This is a genomic window from Maridesulfovibrio salexigens DSM 2638 (assembly GCF_000023445.1).
GTDB lineage: Bacteria > Desulfobacterota > Desulfovibrionia > Desulfovibrionales > Desulfovibrionaceae > Maridesulfovibrio > Maridesulfovibrio salexigens.
The window spans coordinates 268,269-294,656 of record NC_012881.1 but is presented as its reverse complement, the minus strand read 5'-3'; the positions used below and the strand labels follow the sequence as shown (position 1 = coordinate 294,656).

The window sequence follows — 26,388 nt, the reverse complement described above, 5'->3', positions numbered from 1 at the left end:
CCCAATTATATATTATTAAGAATAGATCTTTTCGAGCCATTCTTTGTATTAAACATAGCTTCCTTTTTTAAAATATTGTATTGTTGAAACAATTGGGGTTGGACACTGTGTATGGACATGCACGCTTACAACGTGAAAACTGCTAAATGCTCAACTGTTCATTGTTTTAAAAGGATGGAGGTTTATATGTTTAAGAACATGCGGATAGGTACCAAAATTGCGCTCAGTATCAGCGCATTGATGATCATCATCTTTGTGGCATTCACCAGCCTTATTGTCAGCAAAGCCAGAGAATCCTCCATCCAGCAAGCCCATAATTTAGCCGAAGAAATGGCCGGCAGATACGGCAATGAAATCAAAGGCATAATTGAAAAAGCCCTTGATGCTTCATGGGCCGGTGCTGCGGCCATGCAAAGTATTACAAAGTTCAAGGCAAATGTAGATCGCGAGATGGTAAACGACTTCATCAAGACCCTTACTGAAGCGGACACCATGTTCTTCGGAACCCAGATTGTTATTGAAGCAAATGAACTTGACGGTCGTGACGCAGACTTTATCGGCAATGACAAGTATGGTCCAAAGGGTGAATACGGACAATACGGTTGGTATGAGGGTAGCACCTGGAAGCTTGCAGAAATGCACAAGAACGATCCCAACAACACCCGAGCATGGTATATGGTACCGCGCGATACGGGCAAAGCAGTTCTGACCGAACCCTACACCACATCTGTTGTGCCCGAAGTTATGGCTACTGTAAGTGTGCCCATTCTTAAAAGTGGCAAGTTTATAGGTGTGGTCGGTATCGACTTCGTTCTCGGATCATTTGAAAAGATGGTCAAAGACATCCATCCTATGGAAACCGGATACGCATTCATCACCTCCAACGAAGGCTACTGTGTAGCCCACCCGGACAAAGAAATTGTCACCAAGAGTATTGCTGAAGCTTTCCCGGAAGCAAACCGCAATGAGATCTTGAATGATATTAAAAACGGAAAGACATATCACAATACATTGGTCTCCCCTAGGGATGGTAAAGAATACTACTACGTTTTCGAACCCGTCGTAATCAGCGGAACAACAACCCCGTGGTCCATTGGACTGGCTATCCCCACAGACAAAATTTACGCTGAAGCCAACAACTTTTTCAAACTGATCGTTACCATTTCCATTCTGGCTATCATCTTGGTAATCGGTGTGGTTCTGCTCATTGCCCGCTCAATATCCAAGCCTATCGGAGTTATGGTTCAAGATGCACAGAGTATTGCAGAAGGCAACTTTGAGACCAAGATGGACCGCAGTCTTTTCGGCGGCGAGCTCCTGACCCTGCATGATGCTCTGCGCTCTATGGTAGAGAATCTGGTTAAATTCATTTCTACTGCGGAAGAAAAATCAAAAGAAGCTGAGCAACAGACGGAAGCAGCCAACGAAGCCCTTGAAGAAGCAAGGCTGGCGAAAGAAGCCGCAGAACGGGCCAAAGCGGAAGGTATGCTGCAGGCCGCAAGGGAACTGGAAGGTATTGTAGAACAGATTACCTCCGCTTCTGAGGAGCTTTCCTCCCAGATTGAAGAATCTGCACGCGGTTCTGAAACTCAGCGTGAACGTACCTCTGAATCAGCCACAGCAATGGAACAAATGAATGCTTCGGTACTTGAAGTGGCCCAGAATGCATCACAGGCAGCTGAAAGCGCCCTCGATGCCAAGAAGAACGCTGAAGACGGCGGCAGGATTGTTGCCGATGTAGTTTCTTCCATTGACTCAGTCAGCAAAGCATCCTCAAAGATGGTCAACGGCCTTAATGAACTCGGCACACAGGCCGAGGGAATCTCGCAGGTAATTACTGTGATCACAGATATTGCCGACCAGACCAACCTGCTGGCGCTGAACGCTGCAATTGAAGCTGCACGCGCAGGTGAAGCCGGACGAGGATTCGCCGTTGTTGCTGATGAAGTCCGCAAGCTGGCAGAAAAAACCATGCAGGCAACTCAAGAAGTTGAACAGGCTGTCCACGCTATTCAGTCTGAAACCCGCCGGAACATTGATGAAATGAACAATGCTGCCAACATGGTTGCCAAGAGCACTGAGTACGCAGGAAAGGCTGGCGAAAGCCTTGAAACCATTGTTGAGAACGTAGATTCAACAGCGGATCAGGTCCGCGCCATTGCGACAGCCAGTGAAGAACAGTCTGCAGCAAGTGAACAGATCAACCGCGGAACTGACGAAGTTAACCGCATTGCCATGGAAACAGCAGAGGCTATGCACCAATCAATGACCGCAGTATCTGACCTTGCAAGACTCTCTGGAGACCTGCAAAAACTCATTGATGACCTGAAGGATGTTTAAGATTTAGTTCATTAAGCTAAAACAAATACAGTTTAAAAAGGCCTCTTCAATAGAAGAGGCCTTTTTGTTTATCACGCTCAACCACCTACAATAACTGCTACTATTTATTTTATTTCAAACCCCAAAACTGACAACAAAGATGCTCCGCCAGTTTTTTTGATTCAAAGCTCATTTTTTTCTTGATATTGATTTTCAAGTTCACTAAGACTGTTTCAGACACACACTGCAAACAGGAGACATACCATGACCCAAACAGCCAGCATTTCTTCATTGGACAAAAAAAAGTTTCTTAAAAAAGCATTTAAAAGTTTTTGCGGTGCCAACGAAAAAAGGGTGAAAGAGACAGAGAATCCTCCTTTTCCGGTACCAGACAAAGACAGAGATTAATCCGACCCGACAAAGGCCATGCAGAGCTCGGGTATTCAACAAATTTCCTGAAAGCGAATTAAAAGCGGAGTATGAAATGGCAGACGTTATAAAAGAAGCAGCTCGTATGAGACGGCAATACGGTTGGAAAACATACCTTATAAAATTCAAAGATTACTATTCTTACACCTTTGACCCCAGCCTTTTCCCAGATTTCGAATTGCTTGGTGAAGTAGGAGCCGACGGAGCGATTATCCCCTCCTCCAAGGCATAGACAACCATGCTTACTCTCCCAAGGTTGTGACACCCTTGCTCTAAGCTTACTTCACCCTCCCGGCTTCGTACTTCTCCCCGTTGACGAGGCCGGGACTATCTTTTTAAAACTTAATCTTCCGCACACTCTTCAGAAATAGCATCACCTATCCTTTCAAAAACTTCCCTCAAATCATCCGGAATAGCCTCCCCTCCACTGAGAAACTCCTGTACTTCCTCAGGGGAAAGTCCTGCTGAATCGGCAATAGCCCGTATTTTTTCTGATAATTCAGTATTTCTCATACATGCGATTTTACACTCACCGCGAACAGTTTGCAAAAACTGATTTTGCATCAAAACCGAAACTGGACATCATAAGAAGATGGCTCTATGAAAGCTGTTTGCCTGCCTTACGGAAGGGATTACCCGCTCTTGCAGGCTAAATAACTTTTCCCGGAGCTAACATGCTGGACAACTTAAGCATTGTACTTTTCGGTACTAAATTTCCTGAAAACGTCGGTTCATCTGCCAGAGCAATGACCAATATGGGTTGCGAAAACCTGACCCTGGTGCGCCCTGCATCATGGGACATGGAAAAAGCACGGCCATTAGCAACAGTCAAAGGTCGTGATATTGTTGAGAAAGCACTTATTGCTGATGAACTTTCCGAAGCCCTGAAGGACCAGACCAGAGTTTATGGAACAACTGCCCGCACCGGAGGATGGCGCAAGGGAGTAATGACTCCATCAACCGCAGCTCCGTTAATCGTGGAACAACTCAGGGCCGGGGAAAAAGTCGCCGTAGTTTTTGGACCGGAAGACAGAGGGCTGACCAATGATGAAACCCAGCTCTGCTCAAGACTGATCAACATCCCTACCAGTCATGAAAACAGCTCCCTGAACCTTTCTCAGGCTGTACTCATTATATTATACGAATGCTTTAAGAATGCTCTGGATAAGCCTTTCACCCCGGCAGGTCCTCCTGAGGAGCGTCCCACCTCTTTCGAAGAACAGGAAATCCTTGCCTCCAACCTGCAGGAAACCCTGCTTGCGATCGATTTCCTGAAAGCGGACAACCCGGACTACTGGATGATGCCGGTAAGACGCTTCATGTCCAAAATAGACATCAAACGTAACGAATTTAACCTGCTCATGGGAATATGCCGTCAGATCAAATGGATAGCAGGACAGGCAGGCAAAAAATAATACGGAAATAAACCAAGCCTCTTCTCAATTTTAGTAAAGAACGTTACAGTAAAGAAAAGAATTAAGATTTGCGGAGCTTGTAAATGTCTGAGAATAATAAAATTCAAGATCTAAGCGGAGTTTTCTCACGCCAGAGAATCGCAAAGGTCGGAACCGGAACCACCACTCGCCGCGTAGCGCAGATCGGCTACTATTTTGTTGAGCAGATGGCTGAAGACCTGTTTCAGGTCCGCCCTTTGAACAGTAATTTTGTCCCCACCGGAGACCCGGAAGGAATTGACCGCGATGCGCTCCTGAAAGATTATACTCCTGAACCTGAGATGTACCACAAGCAGGTTCTGCCCAATATGAAGGAATTACAAAAAACCCTCGCCCGTGCGGATAGATATCGTCAGCAGGGCAACTCCTTCAGTGCTGAAATGGAATATACCAACGCCATCAAAGTCGATGAAATGAACGTACGCGGTAACTTCGGTGTCGGACTCTGTCTTATGCAGAGAGGGGAAACCGAACGGGCCAACGACGTTTTTGCCAGACTTGTTTCCATGGATGCGCCCTTTGCCCCTGAGCACAAGCATATGTTCAATGACTTCGGCATCAACCTGCGTAAATCAAAAATGATCCCGCAGGCTATTGAATACTATTCAAAAGCTATCGCTCTCAGCCCGGAAGACGAACACCTGCGTTACAACCTTGCACGGGCCTACTTCGAAGATGAGCAGTACGACAAGGTACGCGAAGAACTGACCAAGTGTCTGGAGCTTAATCCTGATTTTGCTGAAGCCAAAAAGTTTGTCGCTTACCTGGATAAAAATAAGCTGGGCTGATCAGAAAAAAAACATTATACAGTTCCAATGAACTCCATCAAAGGCTTCATTGTAGCAGGAACACACAGCGGTTGCGGTAAGACCTCGGTAACACTGGGTCTTATGGCTGCTCTCTCGCGTCGTGGCATCAAAGTCCAACCCTTCAAAACCGGACCGGACTTTATTGATCCCGGACACCATACCCGTGCCGCAGGCAGGACCTGCCACAACCTTGACGGATGGATGCTTTCCGGCAAAACCCTGCGTGACATATTCTCCCGCTACTCACAGGATGCCGATGCCTGCATTGTTGAAGGCGTCATGGGTCTATACGATGGCTATTCCGCGCTGGATGAAACAGGCTCCACCGCACATCTTTCCAAAGAGCTGAACCTGCCGGTAATTCTCGTTGTAGATGCCGGTTCCATGGCCCGTTCCGCTGCTGCACTGGTGCAGGGTTTTTGTAATTTCGACCCGGAAACTCCTGTGGCCGGAGTGATCTGCAACCGTGTCGGCAGCAGCAATCATGCCCAGATCCTGAGCGAAGCCATTTCCCTAACAGACGTTCCTCTTATCGGCTGCCTGCCCCGCCGGGCAGAGATATCCACCCCTTCACGCCATCTGGGACTTGTAACCCCGGAACACCTCGAAGATCTGGAATTCAAATACAACGCGCTTGCCGACTGGGTTGAGGAGAATCTTGATCTTGAACAGATCATAGAAGCACTGCCCGACATTCCCGTGCAACCCCGCTTTGATGAAGTACCCATGATCCCGCGCACAAGAATCGGCATTGCACAGGATAGTGCTTTTTCATTCTACTATGAAGAAAACCTGCGTTTGCTGCGTGAGGCCGGAGCAGAACTGGTTCCCTTTTCTCCCATAGAGGACAAAGCACTGCCCGAAGGCATTTCAGGAATATATTTCGGTGGCGGCTATCCGGAGCTTGCAGCTTTTGATCTGGCCCAGAACACTAAATTACGTCGGAACATCGCTGAATTTTCCGCAGCCGGACACCCTGTTTATGCTGAATGCGGTGGATTCATGTACCTCATGGAATCCATTTGCCACGATGACCGGGTTTTCCCCATGTGCGGCATATTCCCCTTCCGCAGCGCAATGCAATCACGCTTCCAATCCCTTGGATACCGGGAAGTAGAACTATCTCAAGACACAATCCTCGGTCCGGCAGGCACAAAAGTCAGGGGACACGAATTTCACTACTCCGCTTTGGAGGAAATGCCTGATAACCCTCCCAAAGCCTATCAGGTAACCTGCAAGAAAAATATTGCCGCCAGTGAAGGGTACATTGCCAATGACAAAACACTTGGCAGCTATATCCACCTTCACTTTGCCAGCAATCCGCAAGTAGCAGCAAACTTTGTTGAAGCCTGTGCTGCATCTTCCAGCCCGGAAGATATTTAAGCAACCTGCATTTACTCTAGAACGGGTATATTTATGCAGAAATACATCATGCACATAGACATGGACGCCTTTTTCGCGTCCGTGGAACAGCTGGATAATCCTGAGTTGCGCGGAAAACCTGTGGGCGTAGGTTCCATGCATGAACGCTCTGTCCTCAGTGCGGCTTCTTACGAAGCCCGCAAGTTCGGGGTGCGCTCTGCAATGCCAGTACGTCAGGCTTTAAAACTCTGCCCGCAATTGCAGGTAGTATCAGGAAGCAGACACCGCTACAAAGAAATTTCACGCAAGGTTATGGCGGCACTCTCCAACTACTCACCGATTGTTGAGCAGGCATCCATTGATGAAGCCTACATCGACATAACCGGAACCGAGAAACTATTCGGTACCCCGCTCCAAATTGCCCGTTCCATCAAAGCTGACATTCGTAAAGCCACCGGACTGACCGCTTCAGTTGGTATTGCCCCGGTAAAATTTCTGGCTAAAATTGCTTCCGATCTTAATAAACCTGATGGAATATCTATCATCACCGCAGAGCAGGTACAGGATTTCCTGAAAACCCTGCCGGTGGAAAAAATCCCCGGAGTCGGCAAAAAAGCCCTGCCCCGCCTGCGTTCCTACGGCATCACATACGCCGCAGACCTGCGCCGCTATCCACCTGAGTTCTGGAAAGAAAGATTCGGGGAACGAGGATTGGTTCTCTATGAAAAAGGTGCGGGCATTGATCCCACTCCGGTAACCGAAGGTGGAGCAATGAAATCCTCCAGCGCGGAAAATACCTTCGGTGAAGATGTTTCTGACATCCACACCCTGAAAACACTGCTGCTCAAGCAATCCGAACGCATAGCCGCAGACATCAGGAAACACGGGGTCAAAGGAAGAACCGTAACCCTGAAGGTCAAATTTCCCGACTTCCGCCAGATCACCCGCAGCCGCACATTGGATTCCCGAACCTCCCATGCCGGGACAATATATAAAACAGCATGCTCATTGCTTGATGCGGAACTGCCCATCGGCCCGATCCGTTTAATAGGTGTCGGCATTTCAAACTTCGAAGAACGCAACAGACAGCTTTCCCTGCTTGATGATCCGGAAAAGCCGAAAGAAAGCAAAAGACTCGAACAGCTGGACAAGGCAGTGGATCAGGTCCGACTAAAATTCGGTAAGGATATCCTGACCCGTGGGAGATTGCTTGAAGATGAGTAAACAGCTCCGAGAAGGATACACCACCGGATCATCCGCCACAGCAGCTGCGATGGCGGCCATTCGGGTCTTGTTTAATGGAAGCATATCCCAAGAAATTGAAATCCCTCTTCCAGTTAAAGGAACTTTAAATATTCCGGTGGAGCGGGTGCTAAAAGATGGGAATCAAGTACGCGGTGTTGTCATCAAGGATGGCGGGGACGATCCCGACGCCACCCACGGACATAAAATCCATGCACTGGTGAAGATAGAAAATGCAGATTCATTGCGGATTGAAGTGGATGGCGGCAAAGGAATTGGCAGGGTAACCCTGCCGGGACTGCCCGTACCCGTAGGTGAAGCAGCCATCAATCCAGTGCCCCGTAAGCAGATTATTGCCGGAGCATTGAAAGAACTTAGTGAGATTGCACCGGATTTCAACGGACGGCTCAAGATCATTATTGAAGTTCCGCAGGGCGAGGCAATTGCCAAGGAAACCATGAACTCCCGGCTGGGAATTCTGGGCGGGATATCCATACTGGGAACCCAGGGAATTGTCCGTCCTTACAGCCACGCCTCATGGAAAGCCTCAATCGCCCAATCACTAAATGTTGCCCGTGCTGCGGGACTGGATGAAATTGTATTCACCACCGGACGGCGCAGTGAACAGCTTTATCTGGCCCACTTTCCTGAAACCCCGCAAATAAGCATGGTACAGGCTGCCGATTTCTTTAAATTTTCAATGCAGCAGGCCAAACTAAAAGGCATGCGTACTGTGCGCTGGGCCATTTTCATCGGCAAGCTGGTCAAACATGCCATGGGCTTTCCTTACACCCACGCCAAGGATTGGGCCATAGACTTTAACCTGCTGGCGGACTGGTGTGCAGAACTGGGTATGGCTGAAGATCTGATTAAAAAAAACCGGGCCGCGATAACGGCCCGGCATGTATATGAAATGGTCCCCGAAGATTCACGCACGGCTTTCATCCGCATGCTGGTCCGTAAAGCACACGGGAATGCCCGCGCTTTCAGCGGGAACTCGGAGGTAGCAGTTGAGTACTTCCTCTTTGATTTTGATGGACAAATGGTCTACTACCCCGACCATCAGAAAAAATCTTCTTCATCGTGATCTCCCAGAGAGTAAAGTACGTAAACACCTGCAGCACCGGCCAAAAGAGCCACTACGTAAAAAGGTATGCAACGATTCTCCGTACCGGCAGTATAATTATTTACCTCGTACTCGATGTGCATGTTGCCCATAATGTCATTTACATCGGACATGGTTTTCCCGGCCAGCATGGGAGCAGTCAATGAAAATCCGTAGAAAGCAGTAATAACTGAACCGACCAGAAGAGCTATGGCAATTAACTTTTTCATACCTCATCACCTCCGCAAAAAAGTATGGAAGGGGTCAATTCCACAATAACAGATTCTCTTTTTTTTGGTAACTAATATTGAAATTAAATTAAAATCTTAAATCTTCCTTTAATATCCAGCCAATACATTGTATGAAACATGACATGAAATATCCCTTGCAGATAATCGGGCTGCATCCGGGCAGCCTGACGCCGACAAAAGATGCTGCGGCAACCATTTCCAACGCTGATGTACTCAGCGGCGGAAAGCGCTTGCTGGAATCTTTTCCAGAATTCAAAGGCCCCAAAGTCCCATTTGCTTCTCCTGTAAAAGAATATGCCAAAACTCTTAAGCAACTGCTGCTAGAAGGGAAAAAGGTAATTCTGCTGGCAGATGGTGACCCTTTGCTTTTCGGAATTGCCGCTTCCCTTATCCCGTTTCTGGGTAAGGAGAATGTTGTCATCAGCCCTGCGGTTTCAGCCATCCAAATCGGCTCAGCACGGCTGGCTCACAGCTGGAAAGACTTTGAGATTATTTCCCTGCATGGCCGTGATGACTACTCGCCGCTTTTCGGAGCCATGCAACGCAACAGGGATTGCGCTGTTTACACAGATGCGACAAACACCCCGCAGGCCATTGCACAACGACTGATCGAAAAAGGTGTGGATAATTATTCCATGACCGTACTGGCCCAGTTGGAAACACAGGACGAACAGGTGATTCAGGGCGAACCGGAGGCATTTTTAAATTTCACCTGCCCGGACCTGAATATCGTCATCCTCACTTCAAAAAACAAAGATCGGAGCACTCCGCTCTTCGGGCGTGATGACGATTCATTCACACGGGAAAAGGGACTAATCACAAAACTTCCCGTCCGTTCAGCAGGTATAGCCCTGCTGGGACTTAGCGAGGGACAGACAGTATGGGACCTCGGCGCGGGCTGTGGTTCTGTCGCCATTGAAGCTTCTTTTATCGGTGCTGGTTCCCGTTTTTTCGCCGTAGAAAAAAAGGCCGAACGAATTGCAATGATCAAGGAAAACATCCGCAATTTTCGCGCTTGGACTGTTGAACCTGTCTGCGGTGAAATGCCGCAGGCCCTAACAGAACTGCCCGATCCCGACCGGATTTTCATGGGCGGGGGCATCGGACGCGGAGATTCGGTTATCCGCGAAGCGGCCGAACGCCTCAAACCGGGTGGCAGACTGGTGGTCCATGCTATACTCATGGGCAGCATCCAGCGCACCCGTGACCTTTTTGAAGAACTGGGCTGGAACTGGCATTCCATGCAGATTCAGGCCTCAACATCAGACAAACTGGCCGGGGATATCCGCTACAAAGCGCACAACCCGGTAACCATACTCTGGGCCGACAAGCCCGAAGGACAATAAATGGGTAAAGTATATTTCATCGGTGCCGGACCGGGTGACCCGGAACTGATCACCGTAAAGGGCCAGCGCATTATCCGTGAGGCCGGACTGGTCCTTTATGCCGGTTCACTGGTCCCCGAGGCCGCAATTGCCGAAGCACGCCAAGATGCACGTATTGAAAATTCCGCTTCCATGTCTTTGGAAGAAACCGACCGCATCATGCAGGAACATGCCTCCAAAGGAGAAATCGTAGCCCGCGTTCACACCGGAGACCCCGCTCTTTACGGAGCAGTGCAGGAACAGGCCCGCTTACTGCGGGAAGCAGGCATTGAATATGAAGTCATTCCCGGTGTCACTTCAGCTTGTGCAGCCGCAGCAGCCTCCAGCGCATCATTCACGGTTCCCGGTGGAACCCAGACCCTGATCCTGACCCGCATGGCCGGACGAACCCCTGTGCCGGAATCCGAATCCCTGCAAAAACTGGCTGAGCATAACTCAGCTATGGCTATCTACCTTTCAGCAGGAAATCCCATGGGTATTCAGGAACAGCTTCTTGCCGGAGGTATGGAGCCTTCCACTCCGGTAATCCTCAGCTATCGCATAGGCTGGCCTGAAGAAAAATCCGTTCCGACCACCCTTGAAAAACTGGCTGAAACGGCTGAACAGAACAATTTCACACGGCAGACTATTTTCCTGATCCTGCCCGGAAAAGACAGTGACAGCGAATCCCTGCTTTACGATTCCGGATTCAGCCACATGTTCCGCAAAGAAAGCAATTCATAACAATAAAAATAGCACTCCTGCATTGTTGATGGTAATATATTTCTCTCTGAAATAACCAATGCAGGAGTGTTCTTAATGCCTTTACGCTTCTTCCCCATAACTATCAGCAGTAGAATCAGATGGTACTCAATTATCATGGTAGGGGTCCCCTTGCTTTTCATGACCATCATGCTGATATTTTTTATTAAGTCAGCCATATTCAAAGCCACCAGACAAGAACTGGAAGAGCAAGTCACTTCGCACAAAATAGTCATTGAAGAATGGTTCAGGGAACGTAGTTCTGATGTAAAGTTTCTGGCTGAAAGTGAAAGTCTTCGTAGCGGCAAACTTAGCCAGATCACCCCATTGCTTAACCTTTACGATGATACGCATGATGATATCAGTGAAGTTATCTGGGTAGGACCAGACGGCACGACCAGAAGCCACGAATCAATCCATTCCCCAACTGCCATCGGCATCCGTGACCGCGAGTATTTCACTAAATGCCAAGCCGACCCAACACTTGTGCCGAAAATTATTGTCAGCGAGTCTCTCGATGACCCCATAATACTTTTTTCCCATCCGGTTACTTTGCAAAACGGATCTTTCGGCGGAGTGGTATTCCTTGCCGCAAGGCTGACTGCTATTAATAGACTGATGAAAAACCTCTGGTTTGGAAAAACAGGTGAAACATATATCATCAACCGTGAAGGATACATGCTTACCGAGTCCCGTTTTCTAGATGAGCTCAAGTCTGCCAGACGGGTTAAAGACACTGCCATCATGGTAATCAAGACCAATACAAAAAATATTGAATCAGCACTGGTGGGAACACAACCGGAAGGTGCTTATCTCGATTACAGAGGAGCGGAAGTTCTCGGAGCAAGCCAATGGGTCAAAGCCGGACCTTGGCTCATTGTTTCGGAAATTGACTACAAAGAAGTTATGGATCCCATATATTCCTTCCTGTGGACAGCCATTGGCGGGGCATTCCTGACACTGCTGATCATAACACCATTTTCCATTAAGCTGATTCAATCCATAAGCATTCCACTCAAACGATTAAGTTCGGTAGCCCGACAAATGACCGAAGGAAAATTTGACTGCGAATGCACAGGAACCGGAGTATCTCACCCGCCTGAAGAAGTAACTCAACTTATAGATGGTTTCTGTGCCATGCAGGGGAAAGTCGATAGAACGGTACAGGAACTGCAAAAATCAGCAGTAACCGACCAGCTGACCGGACTCCCCAACCGGCGGTACCTGATGAAAGAAGGAACACGACTGGTGGATATTGCCATTCGCGCGGGACAGCCATGTTCGCTGATGATTATGGATATTGACCATTTTAAAGTTATCAACGACACTTACGGGCATACAGTTGGAGACATTGTGCTTCAACAAATAAGCAAGGCTTTTCAGGAAGTGGTGCGCTCATCCGACATTATTGCCCGTTACGGCGGGGAGGAATTTGTGGTTGTGGCACCGGGCTCCGATATTGATTCCGGCAGGACACTCGCGGAAAGATTACGACAGAGTGTAGAAGCCCGAATATTTAATAATGATGAGCAACCTCTGACCTGTACCATTTCCATCGGCGTGTCCCATTACGCAACGGATATCAAATTCGGAGTGGATGCATACGAAGACATGCTGGCCCGCGCAGACAACGCCCTGTACAAGGCCAAAGATACCGGGCGCAACCGGATCTGTATAGCCGAACCGCACAATAAACTTACAGACTCCCCCAAAGGAGATGATTAGTGGAAACTTTGCAAATCAGAACAAACAGCCGTGAAGAAATGATCGACATCACCGAGTCCGTGCGCAGAATGGTCAAAGACAACGGCTGGCAATCCGGCGCTCTGCTGCTCTACTGTCCGCACACCACAGGAGCCATTACAGTCAATGAAGGTGCCGACCCGGATGTGGTCCGCGACATCACCGTAAACATGCGCAAGCTGGTCCCCTACCGCGGAGATTACCAGCATATGGAAGGCAATTCAGATGCCCATATCAAAACCAGCATGTTCGGTCCGGATCAGATGCTGATCATCGAAGACGGAGATGTTATGCTCGGCACATGGCAGCGCATATTTTTCTGTGAATTTGACGGCCCCAGAAGCAGAAAGCTTTGGGCGCAGTTTATGGGTAGCTGATCATACTTAGATCGAAAAGCTAATAATTTTGTTGCTCTTTTTCTTTTCTTGCGCCACATTCCCCCAGAAGACATATACTCAAAATAATAAACCTTCTAGTCGTGCGCAGGATTCCCGATGAGCTCTGAGAAAAAGGCATCTAAAAACAATGTACAATCCCAAAAGCATTTCATCCGCAGACTTTTCTGTTTCACAGCACTGTCAATCATCAGCATACTGACAGTAGTGCTTATAGGGCTGTATACGGACGTGTCTAAGGTCTGGACAACGGCTTCCATTGCACTGCTGGGTGTCTTTATGTCAGCACTTCTGGTTGTCTTTCTGGAAATAAAAATTTCAAAGCTTATCTCCGGTTACGAAGCACGCATCAACGATTTAGAGAACCTATCCAGCGTGGATAAACTCACCGGACTGGCGAACAGGCTTAGACTTGATGAAATTTTCAACTACGAAATAGGTAAAGCCCAGCGGCATGGTAATTCCTTTTCCATCCTGTTGCTCGATCTGGATAGATTCAAGAACATCAATGACAACTTCGGAAATGACGTGGGCGACAAGGTTCTTCAGGAAACAGCAAAACTGCTGAAAAACAACCTGCGTAAGACAGACACTATCGGTCGCTGGAGCGGGGAGGAATTCCTGATCATAGCCCCTGAAATCGGGCATCAAAATGCTATGTTGCTGGCAGACAAAATACGGAAAATTATTGCCGGAAACTACTATGAATCAGTGGGAACAGTCACCTGCTCCATAGGAATCAGCTCCTTCCATGATGAAGACAGCAAAGAAAGCATGACCGACCGGGCAGACCGGGCTTTGGACATGGCAAAAGACGCGGGACGCAACCGGGTCGTATATGGCAGTTCCAGACCTGATCAACAGCGCCGAAACGAATGTCAGGCTTAATAAGCCGCCCTGCTTTTAAGACTTGCAAAAGCCAGAATTACACCCAGAACTCCACCGAGTAGAGCTGCGAAAATGATGCGCGCATCAGGCGGGAGCATAAAAGTAAAGGTGTGGGCCGGAATCCAGAAGATGGGTACGGTCTTTTTGAGTACAAAGCCCCACATGTTGTTCCAATCAATAGAGGCAAAACGGTCCGCAACATCCACAGGGATAATCAAAGAGCGTATTTTGCCCTGATGGACCTGAATATGGTCATCATAAATCTTGTGCAAAATCATGAGCACCGGAGCGAATACGGTGTTAAGCATTACACTGGTAGTAAAGGCTATCAGCAAGCGGGCAAAGAAACCGTCTTCTGCACTGATATTTAATCCCAATGAAGTCAGAACTGCAGGGGAACCGACAGCGAAAACCGTGAAGCTGGCTTTTAAAAACAATCCGATAAAGCCCCACATAACCGCTTTGGCAATCAGACCGAATCCGGGCCGCCAATAACATCCATTCACAATACGCAACGCCACACATTCCCCGAAAGTGGCAAGGATTGCGAATTTTAAAAAGCTTAAAATATAGCCATGCTCTTTAGTGTAGAGCTTGAAAGTCTCGATGGGATGCGGCTGGCAGGCAACCCAGATAAGAATTAGCGCGACAACGGTAAATACTGCAAAGTCTGATTTTTTCAGGGAAATCTTATTCATGGCTGGTGTTATCGCCCCAAATATTATTCTTAGCAAGGTTAATCTGCGACATATGGGTTGCAATTCCTCTCTCTTTAAAAGCCCGGATAAGCCTCATGCAAATATCACTCTTCAAATTCCAAGCCTCAGCCGGGGAATCCGCCCATGCAGCAACCCAGCAGACAATGTTTTCCTTATCCATGCTCCGTATCCAGAATTGCGGATCTTCCTGCTCGTTGTGATGCTCACTCCGGGAAGCCACATCAACTGCAATTTCCCTGACCATATCAATATCAGTGTCGTAAGCCACTGAAAATTCCACGTAAGCCCAGAGCAAACTGTCGTTCAAGGTCAGATTGCTGAACTCTTTATTCAACATCCTGCTGTTGGGAATGATGTAACGCTTCCAATCCCATATTTTTATCTTGGTGTGGGTGATGGAAATATCCTCAACATTCCCGTACTGACCGTCGATTATCAGAGTATCACCGACCCGCAATTGCTTGGAAAATGAGATAACAATTCCAGAGATCATGTTCTCCACCAAAGGACGGGCGGCAATACCGACCACCGCAGTGGAAACAGCAACAATAATCGAAATCATGGTGCTGGGAAGTTGGCCGACAAAAGGCAGCATCATTGCCAACGACCAGACCACTCCGAGAGAGATGATAAGTGTACGGCGAATGACGGTGAAGCGGGTCTTGACCCCCTTAACCATATCCCTGCGTTCCTGACGTTCTTCCTTGGCACTTAAGACATCAGTGGGGATAGCTGAAGTGGTTTCAGGATCCTTCTTGATCAGATTCTCAATACGTTCAACCCGGCGCTTTCTGAAGCTTGTAACCCGGTAACTGATCCAGACATAAATGACCGTGGCAATTGCGGTAATACTGACAATATAAATATATGGGTCGATGTCGTTAAACATGACCCATTCCTTAGCTGCTAAATCAGGTAGCGTAAACATTCGTATCCCGGTTTATCTTTGAAACTCTTATCCAGCCTTCATTGGATGTGCGAACCGGAATATATCAAATTTACATCCCGGCACATCTTATCAGTGGCCCTCTTTTGTCCCCCTCCGAAGCAGAGCAGGTACATATTTCCGGACTGACCCGCCGTTTGGCACCGTTAAGAACCATACGCAAACAAAAGCGGGAACCATGTCCGCCGCTTCCGGCCATACAGTTAAAAATTTCATCTCCGGCACGGTCAATAGCTTCAGAAACAGTCAATCCCTGCCGTTGCAGGCGTTGAGCCTTCTTTCTGAGCAGTTCTTCCAGCAATGCGGTGTTCATGGGGCCACCTCCGAAGTCTTATCAAAACTATTCATGCCTGTTAATGCCGGATTTCCGGCACATCCACTCCTGCTACAAGTTCTGATGCAATTTCCAATCCTTCGTTGCCGTCCGTCAATAAAGCATATACAATGAAAAGCAAAACAAGCGGTAATAATTGCGGAAGTCTCTTCTATTATAGCAGAACAAAACAACCGAAGCGACATATTTCCACTTTTAATTATAGATCCGCTACACTCATGACGGAGAACCCCATGAACAACACTGCGCATGATCGCATAGCTATAGGAAAAAGATTCTTACGAACCATTGTCTGCATCATTGCTTTTGAACTGGTCCGGATATTGGCTTATGCAATAATTTTCGTGCAATACCTCTTCCTGCTCATCACAGGCAACCACCTTGCTCCGCTGCGTGAGTTCGCCGACAGGCTGAGCAAATACGCTTTTTCACTACTTAAATATGCTACTTTGAACAGCAATGTAAGGCCATTTCCCTTTTCTGATTTCCCTGCTGAATCCAAGCAAAAACAGTCTTCTTCAGACATAGACTTTTCATAAATCAATATGAGCATACGAATTAAACTATTTGCACTGCTGCTTACATTCAGCCTTATCCCCCTGTTGGTGCTTTCCGTTATCAGCCGGCAGGGGATTCAGGAACTTGGTCAGATCCAGTCCGACAACCTGCGGGCGGACATGATCAAAATCCTGACGGATGAAATGCATCAATCCGCAAAGGATTCTGCCAAGCTGGTCCAGCAACAGGCCGTATCTCTCGAATTCGCGCTAAAAGCCATCGGTGCTGAAGCCGAAGATGTGCTCAATGATCCGGTCGGAAAACCGCCCAAGGTTTATTTTTCCGAAGACTTCAACACAGAAGGACAGCAGCCTGCCGACTTCGGACCATCTCCACAGTATTTCGTAGTCAGTGAAGTAGGACAGAAAACTCCCTCCTCAATCAGTCTGGAAGAACCTGTTTTCTTCTATCCGGGAGGCAAGAAACAACTGAAAAACAAAAAAGACCTTGCCCGTCTGTGCCTGCTGAAGCCCGATTTAAAAACATTTTTTAATCAAGCCGGAACAGCGCTGCATCGAGTATACATCACTCTAAACTCCGGCCTGCATATGGCCTATCCCGGTCATGGCAACTATCCCGCCAACTTTGATCCGCGTGATAGGTCATGGTTCACCAAGGCTGTGGAGCATGGAGTAATTGTCTGGGATAAATTTATTGATGCCAGCACCGGACAGCAGGTCTACACGTTATCCAAACCCATCCGAAACCGAAGAGGAAAAACCATCGGCGTTGTTGCCATCGACATCCAACTGGTGGAGCTTCTGCGTAAGGAAGACCTGAAATCCCAATGGTCCAGTGCAATTCAGGCCTTTGTGGTCGGTCCGGTAAAGACTCAGGATGGAGTTGGGCTGCGCATCTGGGCCGAGGCCGGACACAAAGAAACCAACATGTCGTGGATGACCGGACTGCCGAATGAAGTCCGCTATCTGCAATCATCTGCAAAGGACTCACTGAACGGACTGATCAACTCCATTGCCAAAGGTGAATCAGGCGTTATGCGCATGCCATACAACGGAATTGAATCGGTCTGGGCTTTCGCCCCTTTCCGTGGCGAGGGCAGCTACGTGCTGATCACTCCGGAACGGGTCATCACCAGAGTTCCGGACAGGGCCGCAAATCAGGCTTTGAATTTAAGCAAAAATTTGTATGTAGCAGTTGGGGCGGCATCTTTCCTCACTCTGATCACCGTAGGACTGGTTGCTTTTATCGGCAGCCGCAAGGTCATTAAACCGCTACTGGTAATGACTGATGCAGCAGAGAAAATCTCCGAAGGAGACTTCTCGGTACATGTTGATGTCAAAACCGGAGATGAACGGGAAACCCTCGCCAATGCATTCAATCACATGATCCCCAAGTTGCAGGACCATCTGCGGATCAGCAAATCAATGGAACTGGCGCAGGAAGTGCACACCAGCCTGCTTCCGCAGGAACCGCCGCAGGCCAGCGGTCTTGATATATCCGGGACCAGTATTTCATGCGATGAAACCGGCGGCGATTATTTCGATTTCTACACCCCTCCCGCAAACGGAGGAACCGGAATCCTGCTCGGCGATGTTACAGGGCACGGCGTATCAGCGGCCCTGCTCATGACCACAGGACGAGCACATCTGAAACATGCATCCGGACACCGGGAACCGTTGGAAAATCGTATCGCGGAAGTCAACAAACTGCTTTGCTCCGACATCGGAGATACCGGACGTTTCATGACCTTGTTCTGCCTCGAAATCTCCCCGGACAATTCAGCAGCAACATATGTTCGTGCCGGACATGACCCTGCAACCATCTACAATCCTGCCAATGGTGAAAAACGTGACCTCATGGGTTCACCAATGTTGGCACTCGGCATATTTGATGAAGCCGAATACAACGAATTCGATGTAGAGTTAAACGAAGGGGAAATTATCTTCATCGGCACCGACGGCATCTGGGAAGCGCGCAATACCAAGGATGAAATGTTCGGGCGCGAGCGCCTCGACCGGATCATCTTCGAAAATGCCAAGCGCAGTGCCGCTGAAATCCAGCAGGAGATCATTGCCGAAGTCTACAAATTCCAAGACGGCATGGAGCAGGAAGATGACATCACGCTGGTAATCATCAAAGTTAACGAATTCAACAAGGCCAATTAAAGGATCATCATGGAAAACAGCCACCGTTTTTTTAGAAATATAGATTGCCGCTACTTCCCCTGCCATCAGGTCAGCGATGAGACATCTTTCAACTGTCTGTTCTGTTTCTGCCCGCTCTACCTCGTGGAGGATTGCGGAGGACGCTTTAAAATGACCGCAAAAGGCATCAAGGATTGCACGGACTGCAAGATTCCGCATCGGCCCGAAGGTTACGATTACATTATCAAAAAATTAAAAGAAGCTAACGAGCGCTAAGACCCAAAAGTACATGGGAGATACTATGTCAGATAATTTCAGCTTCGCCCTTACGCAGGAAGAAAAGAAGTACCTCAAAGCTCTGGTCCGCAAATCTATCCTCTGCCGACTTAACAAGCAGGAGGAGCCGATACCAGAGCCTGTAACCGAGCATCTGAGCGAAAATTACGGTGCTTTCGTTACCCTGAACAAGAACGGACATCTGCGCGGCTGTATCGGTAACGTGCAGGGAACCGGACCGCTCTACAAAACCATCTGGAAAATGGCCCGAGCTGCCGCCTTTGAAGATCCGCGTTTTCCGCCGCTGAATGAATCTGAATTCAAAGAAATCGAAATCGAGATTTCAATCCTCAGCCCCATTGATGTCTGCGAAGACCCCGAACAGGTCATTATTGGCAGGCATGGTTTGATCATGCAGCGCGGCATGCAGTCCGGGCTGCTGCTCCCGCAAGTAGCAGTGGACTGGAAATGGAACCGCGAAGAATTCCTCGCCCAGACCTGCCACAAAGCAGGCATGGAAGCGGATGCATGGAAAGACCCGGAGACCAATATTTTCTGGTTCGAGGCTGAAGTATTTTAGGAGCCTCCGGCGTCTGGGGAAGGGAAAACTTTTGCAAAAGTTTTCCCTTCCCCAGACCCCATCCCTTTCAAAACCTTTTAGTATCGCTTCGCCGCTGGAGACAACTTTTTTGCTGTAATAAACAATACGTTTCCCAACTTAAATAGTAATATTTTTTTAGACATAACTTTGAATACTAAATGGCGAAGCCCTATTAAAAGTTTTTGGGATTCTTAAACCCTTTTTTCAAAAAGGGTTTAAGGCCCCCGGCAGGGCCGCCGGAGGCATACACATGATCGACGCCCTATCCCCTTGGGGTCTTGAAACCCTTGAAAGACATAACGACAAAAATATTCCCGGCAGCCCTGAACGTGCTGTTTCGCGCTCGGTGATTGAAGACAGTGAGAATCGACTCTGGCTCATGGAGCGTATTGCCGGAACACAGGTTGAAAAACGGACCGCAATTGCCGAAAACCTGCTGACCTTACAGAAATCGGGCATGGATTGGCTGCTGCCTTATCAAGAGACCAAGGACGGACAGGTCATAGCCGAAGTAATGGGCTTCCCGTGGCAGCTCTCGCCATTTTATGATTCGGATGAGCTACCACGTCCGGAATATGTTTTCGATGCCGAGAGAGGCGCAGAGCTGGCGAAATTCATTACCCAGCTGCGTGAACATACCAAGGGCAAAGAAATGAAAGGGAAAGACCAGTCCTTTGCCCTGATCAATTATGCTCGTGAGCTTGCCGAAACGGTTAAAGACCGGGAACCGACAATTTATAAACGGCTGGAGCCGATCTGCGCCCGTTTATTCCCCAAGATGGAGGATTTCCCGAAACTGCCCAAGGCATTCTGCCACGGAGATTTCCACCCCCTGAATGTACTCTGGAAAGGCAAAACAATCGGTGCGGTAATTGATTGGGAATTCTCCGGTATGCGCCCTGAAATCTATGACGTTGCGAACATGATCGGCTGCGTGGCCTTTGAAAATCCCGGTGCACTGAGTGAAGGCCTGATCCCGGCCTTCATGGACGGTCTCTACGACAATACCGACATCAGCGACGACAGCTACGAATCACTGCCCGCCTACATCCCTTCCTTACGCTTTGCATGGCTTTCCGAATGGCTGCGTAAGAAGGATAGTGAAATGATTGAGATGGAACTTGAATTTATGGAACTGCTGCTGGCTGTTATGGGATAAAGAACAAGCTCTAAAGACAACAAAACGGCCCATGAAAATAGTCCTTTTCATGGGCCGCTTGAAAATTCTATCAAACCAGACAGAGAAAAAACTAAAAACCCTTCTCCAACGGCGGGTTAACCAGACTCATTGTATCCCGCTCCGCCAGCTCCACATCAGCTTCTACCAGCTTTACAAAACGGTCCTCCATAGAAAGACGTCCTTGTGCCAGCCACTGAGTGGCCTGAGGAAGGATACGGTGTTCCTGCTTAAGAATACGCTTACGCAGATCGTCTTCATCTTCACCGGGATAAGCAGGGACCGCAGCCTGAATGATCACAGCACCGTGGTCCATTTTTTCATCCACAAAATGAACAGTACAGCCCGCCAATCGCACGCCGTATTTTGCGGCATCACCCTGCCCGTCCACACCGGGAAAGCTGGGCAGAATTGCCGGATGGATATTGATAATTTTACCGGGGAATGCATTCAAAAATACCGGAGTAATGATGCGCATGAAGCCCGCCATAACCACGGCTTCGACTCCGGCCTCTTTGAGAATTCGCACCATCTCAGTATCGAATTCCTCACGGGAACTGAAATCCTTATGACTCAAGGCAGCAGTAGGGATGCCATAAGCTTCGGCACGTTTCAGGCCGTAGGCATCCGCTTTATTGGAAAGAACCATTCTGATGTCCACATCAAGAATGTTGTCTTCCATCTTTTCAATAATGGATTGTAAATTCGATCCGCCACCAGAAATAAGGACTGCAATAGGAAGACTCATTTTCCCTCCGGGGGCCAAAGAAACTTTTTAAAAAAAGTTTCTCTGGACTCTTCAAAAACTTTTATCGGGGCTTCGCCGATTTATATAATTAATCGTACAAATTTTAATTCATATTGCCGTTATCCCCCAGCGAAGCATAACTAAAACGTCTTTTGGGAAGAGGGGATGGGGTCTGGGGAAGGGGAGATACTCTTTTGGGCGTTAGCAAAAGGGGTTCTCCCCTTCCCCAGCCGCCGGAGGCAAATAAAAAAGGAGGACCGCGTAGATCCTCCTTTTGGTAATTACTCGGAAACTTCCTGCACCAGAACATCTACCAGTGCGGGGATGGTGTAATCTTCAGGCTGTATATCCGGCTCATAACCGAACCCTTCGAGGGTCTTGGCGGTGATGGGCCCGATGCAAGCGATTTTCACGCTGTCTTTGTACTTGTGGAAAACTTCCGGCTCAATGAGATTGAAGAAGTTCTCAACAGTGCTGGAACTGGTGAAGGTCAGGTAATCGATCTTTCCGGCTTCGAGGGCCTCGGCGATGGGGCCGGGATCGTTCTCGGAAAGTCCGGTTTCGTAGACGGGCAGGATTTTAACTTCTGCTCCGGCCTTGCGCAGCTCTTCGGGCAGCACTTCACGGGCGATCTTGGCGCGGGGAATGAGTACCTTTTTGCCTTTGATGCCCTTTTCGAGCAGTCCGGCAACAACGCCTTCTGCAACGTACTTTTCAGGTACGAAATCAGGACGGATGCCTCTTTCTACCAGTGCATCAGCAGTTGCGGGGCCGATGGCAGCGATTTCGAGTCCGGCAAATGCGCGGGCATCGAGACCGGCTTCGTCCATCTGGCTGAAAAAATGTTTAACGCCGTTCACGGAAGTAAAGATCAGCCAATCCCAGTTGGAAAGAGCTTTGATCTCAGCCTGAACGTCAGCGTAATCAGCTACAGGCTCAATGTTGATGGTCGGGAATTCGAATACGCAGGCACCAAGCTTGCCGAGAGTGGAAACAAGACCGCTGGCCTGTTCACGGGCACGGGTAACCACAACACCTTTACCGAGCAGAGGCTTTTTCTCGAACCATGCCAGCTTGTCATGCAGGGAGCACACACCGCCGACAACGATGATGGAGGGAGCCTTGAACTTACGCTCTTTTGCTTCCTCGGCAACGTTTTCAAGGGTAGATACGAAAGACTGCTGGTTGCAGCGGGTTCCCCAGCGTACAAGAGCAACAGGGGTCTCAGGATCGCGACCGTTCTTGATCAGATTCTCGGCGATCATGGGCAGGTTCTTCACGCCCATGTAGAAAACGAGAGTACTGGTGGATTTGGCATACACTGCCCAGTTATGACCGGACTTTTCCTTGGTAGGATCTTCGTGTCCGGTGATGAAGCATACGGAAGTGGTAAAATCACGGTGAGTTACCGGGATACCGGCATAAGCGGGAGCGGCAACACCTGCGGTGATACCGGGGATGACTTCAAAGTCGATTCCGGCTTCAACCAGTTCTTCAGCTTCTTCGCCGCCGCGACCGAAAACATAAGGATCGCCGCCTTTAAGACGGGCAATGACTTTGCCTTCCTGCGCTTTTTCAACGATGAGTTCGTTGATTTTATCCTGCGGCAGGGTGTGGTCGCCGCCTTTTTTACCTACGTAAAGGATTTCGCAATCAGCTTTGCAGTAGTTAAGAAATTCGATGTTTGCCAGATAGTCGTAGATGAGCACATCTGCAGTTTCCAGCACTTCTTTAGCTTTAACAGTCAGCAGACCGGGATCACCGGGACCAGCTCCAATAAGATAAACCAAACCCATATATCCACCCTCTCTTTTATGCCTTCGGCGACCCTGCCGGGGGTCTTAAACCCTTTGAAAATGGTTTAAGAATCCCAAACTTTTTTAATAGGGCTTCGCCACTTAATTTTATTAAACGGGGGAGACTTTTTTAAGCCTCCCCCGTTTTAATAATCTATTCCATTACACTGACTAATCTGTCTTTCAGCTCGGTCAGCTTTGCTTTCTTATCATTGATCTCTTCCAACTTGGCTTTTTCCTTCTCAACAACTGCTGCGGGAGCGTTGCTGACAAAACCTTTGTTGGAGAGTTTCTTTTCTATCACAACGAGATCTTTGTCCAGCTTGGCGAACTCTTTATCAAGACGTGCAAGCTCGGACTCGAAGTCAACTGCGCCTGCCAGCGGTACGAAGAGTTCGTTACCCTGTACAACTGCGGTACCGGAAGCGCTGGGACCTTCTGCGTCAGGACCTGCGGTTACGGAGTCCAGACGGGCAAGTGCCTTGATCAGCTCTGCGTTGTCATTGATCAGCGCGGTGGTTTCCTCGTTTGCGGTACGCACGATGAGCTCAAGCTTCTTGGAAGGAGCGATGAGCAGCTCGGTACGGATGTTACGAACAGCGGAAACGATGCCTTGGAAAAGCTCCATCTGCTCAACAGCTGCTGCGTTGCGGCAGTTGTCACGCTTTTCGGGGAATGCTTCGGTGGCAATGTCGCCGTTTTCAATACCGGGCAGTACGGACCAAACTTCCTGAGTTACGAAAGGCATTACCGGGTGCAGCAGGACCATGGTCTCGGAAAGCACTGTCCAGAGAACTTTCAGGGTTGCGCCCTTGCGGGTTTCGTCATCGCTGTAGAGGTCCGGCTTGATCATTTCGAGATACCAGTCGCAGAACTCGTTCCAGATGAACTTGTACATGGTCTGGGCAACTTCGTTGAAGCGGTAGGATTCCACTGCTTCACGCATGGTATCCTTCACTTCTTCAAGGCGGTGCAGAATCCACTCGTTAGCGAGGCCGGACGCATCTTCGAGAGCTGCTTCGGGCTTCTTGCCATCGAGGTTCATGAGCGCGAAACGTGCGGAGTTCCAAATCTTGTTTACAAAGTGGCGGTAGCCTTCAATGCGCTGCTCGGAAAGCTTGATATCGCGGCCCATGGCGGCGAAAGAAGTCAGGGTAAAACGCAGTGCGTCAGTACCGTACTTGTCGGACATTTCCAGCGGATCGATAACGTTACCGGTGGATTTGGACATCTTCTTACCATGTTCATCACGAACAAGAGCGTGGATGTAAACATGGTGGAACGGAATCTGATCCTGAAAATGGATACCCATCATCATCATACGTGCGACCCAGAAGAACAGGATGTCAAATCCGGTAATCAGCACGGATGTGGGATAGTATTTTGCCAGTTCCGGGGTCTCATCAGGCCAGCCCAGAGTAGAGAAAGGCCAAAGAGCGGAAGAGAACCAGGTATCGAGTACGTCTTCTTCCTGAATGAGCTTGGAAGAACCGCATTTGGTGCACTTAGTGGGATCTTCATTGGCAACAATGAGTTCGCCGCAATCTTCACAGGTCCATGCCGGGATACGGTGTCCCCACCAGATCTGACGGGAAATACACCAGTCGCGGATGTTGTCCAGCCACTCGTAGTAGACCTTTTCCCAGTTGGAGGGGAAAATCTTGGTCTCTGAAGGAACAGCGGCACGTGCTTTTTCAGCCAGAGGCTTCATGGCAACAAACCACTGCTCGGAAACATGAGGTTCGATGACGGACTTACAACGATAGCATTCACCGACAGAGTGCTCGTGGTCGTCTATGGAGATGAGGTAGCCTTCAGCTTTGAGGTCCTCAACGATTACCTTACGAAGATCATCTTTGAACATGCCCTGATATTTTTCAGGAGCATTTTCATTGATGTTGCCGTCTTCATCGAAAACAGAAAGAACTTCGAGGTTGTGCTTGCGGCCCAGTTCCCAGTCATTCATGTCATGAGCAGGAGTAACTTTCAGGGCACCGGTACCGAACTCCATATCTACGTAGGAATCGCCGATGATGGGCAGTTCGCGGCCTACGAGGGGCAGGATAGCGGTCTTGCCGATAAGGTGCTTGAAGCGGTCATCTTCGGGGTTAACGCAGATAGCGGTATCGCCGAGCATGGTTTCGGGACGGGTGGTGGCGATGATCAGTTCGCCGGAACCGTCGGAAAGTTTGTACTTGATGTTGTAGAAATGGCCCGGTTTAGGTGAATGCTCTACTTCATCATCAGCAAGAGCAGTATGGCAGCGGTTACACCAGTTGATGATGTAGTTGCCTTTGTAGATGAGGCCTTCTTCGTAAAGCTGTACGAAAACCTTGCGAACAGCCTTGGCGCGCTGATCGTCAAAGGTGAAGCATTCGCGGTCCCAGTCAACGGATGCGCCCATGCGACGGATCTGCTTTAGGATATGACCGCCTTTTTCTTCCTTCCATTCCCAAACGCGCTCGATGAATTTCTCACGGCCGAGATCGTCACGGGTCTTGCCTTCGGTCTTGAGCTGGCGCTCAACAACGTTCTGGGTGGCGATACCTGCGTGGTCGGTGCCCGGAACCCAGAGAACGTTCTTACCCTGCTGACGCTGGTAGCGGCAGAGGATATCCTGAAGGGTAATGTTCAGTGCGTGGCCCATGTGCAACACACCGGTGACGTTTGGCGGCGGAATAACAATGGAGTAAGGATCGCCGTCAGCTTCGGGATCAGGGGTGAAGGTCTTGTTTTCTTCCCAGTGGTCAAGCCACTTTTTTTCTACATCCCAAGGTTCGTAACCTTTGGGGAGGTTTGATTCCGCCATGTATGGACTCCTGTTCAAATATAAATTCTTAAGCAAAAAAAGACGTAGCGGGTCACCGTATCCCGGCTTCCCGTTGCGTTTCAGCTTGCTAAGTTGGTTTCATAATAATATTTTTTAAAAAAGATGTGCTTTGCCTGCCCAGAATTTCCGTGTATTTACGGGACAGGGGTTAAAAGCTAAAGCACTAGCCTCGTCA

Annotated in this window: 26 protein-coding genes; 18 read left to right on the top strand and 8 right to left on the bottom strand. The window is 48.8% G+C overall.

Features of this window, described 5'->3' with window-relative positions; translation table 11 throughout:
• The first annotated feature begins 186 nt into the window (after positions 1–186).
• The 3 genes from DESAL_RS01390 (at position 187) to DESAL_RS20295 (ending at position 2,980) form a co-directional block, all read left to right on the top strand.
• Positions 187–2,340 (top strand): methyl-accepting chemotaxis protein, encoded by a 2,154-nt coding sequence (locus DESAL_RS01390; protein WP_012765868.1) that lies wholly within the window; start codon positions 187–189, stop codon positions 2,338–2,340.
• Positions 2,341–2,583: 243 nt separating this feature from the next.
• The gene (locus DESAL_RS20160; protein ID WP_012765867.1) at positions 2,584–2,727 is read left to right on the top strand and encodes a hypothetical protein; all 144 of its coding nucleotides are present in this window, start codon (positions 2,584–2,586) and stop codon (positions 2,725–2,727) included.
• 76 nt (positions 2,728–2,803) lie between these two features.
• Positions 2,804–2,980 carry a hypothetical protein gene (locus DESAL_RS20295; RefSeq protein WP_012765866.1) on the top strand — a complete coding sequence of 59 codons (177 nt, stop codon included), beginning with the start codon at positions 2,804–2,806 and terminating at the stop codon, positions 2,978–2,980.
• Between the two features lie 110 nt (positions 2,981–3,090).
• On the opposite strand, the gene DESAL_RS01385 is transcribed toward DESAL_RS20295, so the two are convergent.
• Positions 3,091–3,261, bottom strand: a complete 171-nt coding sequence (locus DESAL_RS01385) for a hypothetical protein (RefSeq protein ID WP_157046905.1) — start codon at positions 3,259–3,261, stop codon at positions 3,091–3,093.
• Positions 3,262–3,422: 161 nt separating this feature from the next.
• Between DESAL_RS01385 and DESAL_RS01380 the strand changes: the two genes are divergently transcribed.
• From DESAL_RS01380 to cbiD, 5 genes are all read left to right on the top strand, one after another.
• The gene (locus tag DESAL_RS01380; RefSeq protein ID WP_012765864.1) at positions 3,423–4,163 is read left to right on the top strand and encodes an RNA methyltransferase; all 741 of its coding nucleotides are present in this window, start codon (positions 3,423–3,425) and stop codon (positions 4,161–4,163) included.
• Positions 4,164–4,246: 83 nt separating this feature from the next.
• Positions 4,247–4,990: a tetratricopeptide repeat protein gene (locus DESAL_RS01375; RefSeq protein ID WP_012765863.1), complete on the top strand. Its 744-nt coding sequence runs from the start codon at positions 4,247–4,249 to the stop codon at positions 4,988–4,990.
• 27 nt (positions 4,991–5,017) lie between these two features.
• Positions 5,018–6,394 (top strand): cobyrinic acid a,c-diamide synthase CobB, encoded by a 1,377-nt coding sequence (locus DESAL_RS01370; RefSeq protein ID WP_012765862.1) that lies wholly within the window; start codon positions 5,018–5,020, stop codon positions 6,392–6,394.
• Between the two features lie 33 nt (positions 6,395–6,427).
• Positions 6,428–7,597: a DNA polymerase IV gene (gene dinB, locus DESAL_RS01365; protein ID WP_012765861.1), complete on the top strand. Its 1,170-nt coding sequence runs from the start codon at positions 6,428–6,430 to the stop codon at positions 7,595–7,597.
• Positions 7,590–8,702, top strand: coding sequence for a cobalt-precorrin-5B (C(1))-methyltransferase CbiD (gene cbiD / locus DESAL_RS01360; RefSeq protein ID WP_012765860.1), 1,113 nt, complete (start codon positions 7,590–7,592; stop codon positions 8,700–8,702). The genes dinB and cbiD overlap by 8 nt, the downstream gene beginning before the upstream one ends.
• On the opposite strand, the gene DESAL_RS01355 is transcribed toward cbiD, so the two are convergent.
• On the bottom strand, positions 8,678–8,950 hold the full coding sequence (locus tag DESAL_RS01355) for a hypothetical protein (RefSeq protein ID WP_012765859.1): 273 nt from the start codon (positions 8,948–8,950) through the stop codon (positions 8,678–8,680). The two genes, cbiD and DESAL_RS01355, sit on opposite strands and share 25 nt — an antisense overlap.
• Positions 8,951–9,093: 143 nt before the next feature.
• Here DESAL_RS01355 and DESAL_RS01350 point away from each other — a divergent pair, with 143 nt between their 5' ends.
• The 5 genes from DESAL_RS01350 to DESAL_RS01330 all read left to right on the top strand — a co-directional run bounded on the left by DESAL_RS01350 (position 9,094) and on the right by DESAL_RS01330 (position 14,123).
• A complete protein-coding gene (locus DESAL_RS01350; protein ID WP_041721564.1) occupies positions 9,094–10,317 on the top strand; it encodes a bifunctional cobalt-precorrin-7 (C(5))-methyltransferase/cobalt-precorrin-6B (C(15))-methyltransferase in 1,224 nt (407 codons plus the stop codon).
• A complete protein-coding gene (cobM, locus tag DESAL_RS01345) occupies positions 10,318–11,079 on the top strand; it encodes a precorrin-4 C(11)-methyltransferase (RefSeq protein ID WP_012765857.1) in 762 nt (253 codons plus the stop codon).
• A gap of 75 nt (positions 11,080–11,154) precedes the next feature.
• On the top strand, positions 11,155–12,822 hold the full coding sequence (locus tag DESAL_RS01340; RefSeq protein WP_012765856.1) for a sensor domain-containing diguanylate cyclase: 1,668 nt from the start codon (positions 11,155–11,157) through the stop codon (positions 12,820–12,822).
• Entirely contained in the window at positions 12,822–13,217 is a 396-nt protein-coding gene (locus DESAL_RS01335) for a secondary thiamine-phosphate synthase enzyme YjbQ (protein WP_012765855.1), read from the top strand. The genes DESAL_RS01340 and DESAL_RS01335 overlap by 1 nt, the downstream gene beginning before the upstream one ends.
• 117 nt (positions 13,218–13,334) lie before the next feature.
• Positions 13,335–14,123 carry a GGDEF domain-containing protein gene (locus DESAL_RS01330; protein ID WP_012765854.1) on the top strand — a complete coding sequence of 263 codons (789 nt, stop codon included), beginning with the start codon at positions 13,335–13,337 and terminating at the stop codon, positions 14,121–14,123.
• Here the strand turns inward: DESAL_RS01330 and DESAL_RS01325 are convergent.
• The 3 genes from DESAL_RS01325 to DESAL_RS01315 form a co-directional block, all read right to left on the bottom strand.
• Entirely contained in the window at positions 14,120–14,821 is a 702-nt protein-coding gene (locus DESAL_RS01325) for a hypothetical protein (RefSeq protein WP_012765853.1), read from the bottom strand. The genes DESAL_RS01330 and DESAL_RS01325 overlap by 4 nt on opposite strands.
• Positions 14,814–15,731: a mechanosensitive ion channel family protein gene (locus tag DESAL_RS01320; protein ID WP_012765852.1), complete on the bottom strand. Its 918-nt coding sequence runs from the start codon at positions 15,729–15,731 to the stop codon at positions 14,814–14,816. The genes DESAL_RS01325 and DESAL_RS01320 overlap by 8 nt, the downstream gene beginning before the upstream one ends.
• Positions 15,732–15,840: 109 nt before the next feature.
• Positions 15,841–16,101, bottom strand: a complete 261-nt coding sequence (locus tag DESAL_RS01315) for a hypothetical protein (protein WP_012765851.1) — start codon at positions 16,099–16,101, stop codon at positions 15,841–15,843.
• A gap of 254 nt (positions 16,102–16,355) precedes the next feature.
• Here DESAL_RS01315 and DESAL_RS01310 point away from each other — a divergent pair, with 254 nt between their 5' ends.
• From DESAL_RS01310 to DESAL_RS01290, 5 genes are all read left to right on the top strand, one after another.
• Positions 16,356–16,661, top strand: coding sequence for a DUF4389 domain-containing protein (locus DESAL_RS01310; protein WP_012765850.1), 306 nt, complete (start codon positions 16,356–16,358; stop codon positions 16,659–16,661).
• Positions 16,662–16,667: 6 nt separating this feature from the next.
• On the top strand, positions 16,668–18,806 hold the full coding sequence (locus tag DESAL_RS01305; protein ID WP_012765849.1) for a SpoIIE family protein phosphatase: 2,139 nt from the start codon (positions 16,668–16,670) through the stop codon (positions 18,804–18,806).
• A gap of 9 nt (positions 18,807–18,815) precedes the next feature.
• Positions 18,816–19,061, top strand: coding sequence for a cysteine-rich small domain-containing protein (locus DESAL_RS01300; protein ID WP_012765848.1), 246 nt, complete (start codon positions 18,816–18,818; stop codon positions 19,059–19,061).
• Positions 19,062–19,086: 25 nt separating this feature from the next.
• A complete protein-coding gene (gene amrA / locus DESAL_RS01295; RefSeq protein ID WP_012765847.1) occupies positions 19,087–19,641 on the top strand; it encodes an AmmeMemoRadiSam system protein A in 555 nt (184 codons plus the stop codon).
• A gap of 271 nt (positions 19,642–19,912) precedes the next feature.
• Positions 19,913–20,821: a phosphotransferase gene (locus DESAL_RS01290; protein WP_012765846.1), complete on the top strand. Its 909-nt coding sequence runs from the start codon at positions 19,913–19,915 to the stop codon at positions 20,819–20,821.
• A gap of 91 nt (positions 20,822–20,912) precedes the next feature.
• Here the strand turns inward: DESAL_RS01290 and purN are convergent, their stop codons facing one another.
• The 3 genes from purN to DESAL_RS01275 all read right to left on the bottom strand — a co-directional run bounded on the left by purN (position 20,913) and on the right by DESAL_RS01275 (position 26,192).
• Positions 20,913–21,587 carry a phosphoribosylglycinamide formyltransferase gene (gene purN, locus DESAL_RS01285; RefSeq protein ID WP_012765845.1) on the bottom strand — a complete coding sequence of 225 codons (675 nt, stop codon included), beginning with the start codon at positions 21,585–21,587 and terminating at the stop codon, positions 20,913–20,915.
• Positions 21,588–21,868: 281 nt separating this feature from the next.
• Positions 21,869–23,383, bottom strand: a complete 1,515-nt coding sequence (gene cobA, locus DESAL_RS01280; protein WP_012765844.1) for a uroporphyrinogen-III C-methyltransferase — start codon at positions 23,381–23,383, stop codon at positions 21,869–21,871.
• Positions 23,384–23,537: 154 nt separating this feature from the next.
• Positions 23,538–26,192: a valine--tRNA ligase gene (locus DESAL_RS01275; RefSeq protein ID WP_012765843.1), complete on the bottom strand. Its 2,655-nt coding sequence runs from the start codon at positions 26,190–26,192 to the stop codon at positions 23,538–23,540.
• Between the last annotated feature and the right edge of the window lie 196 nt (positions 26,193–26,388).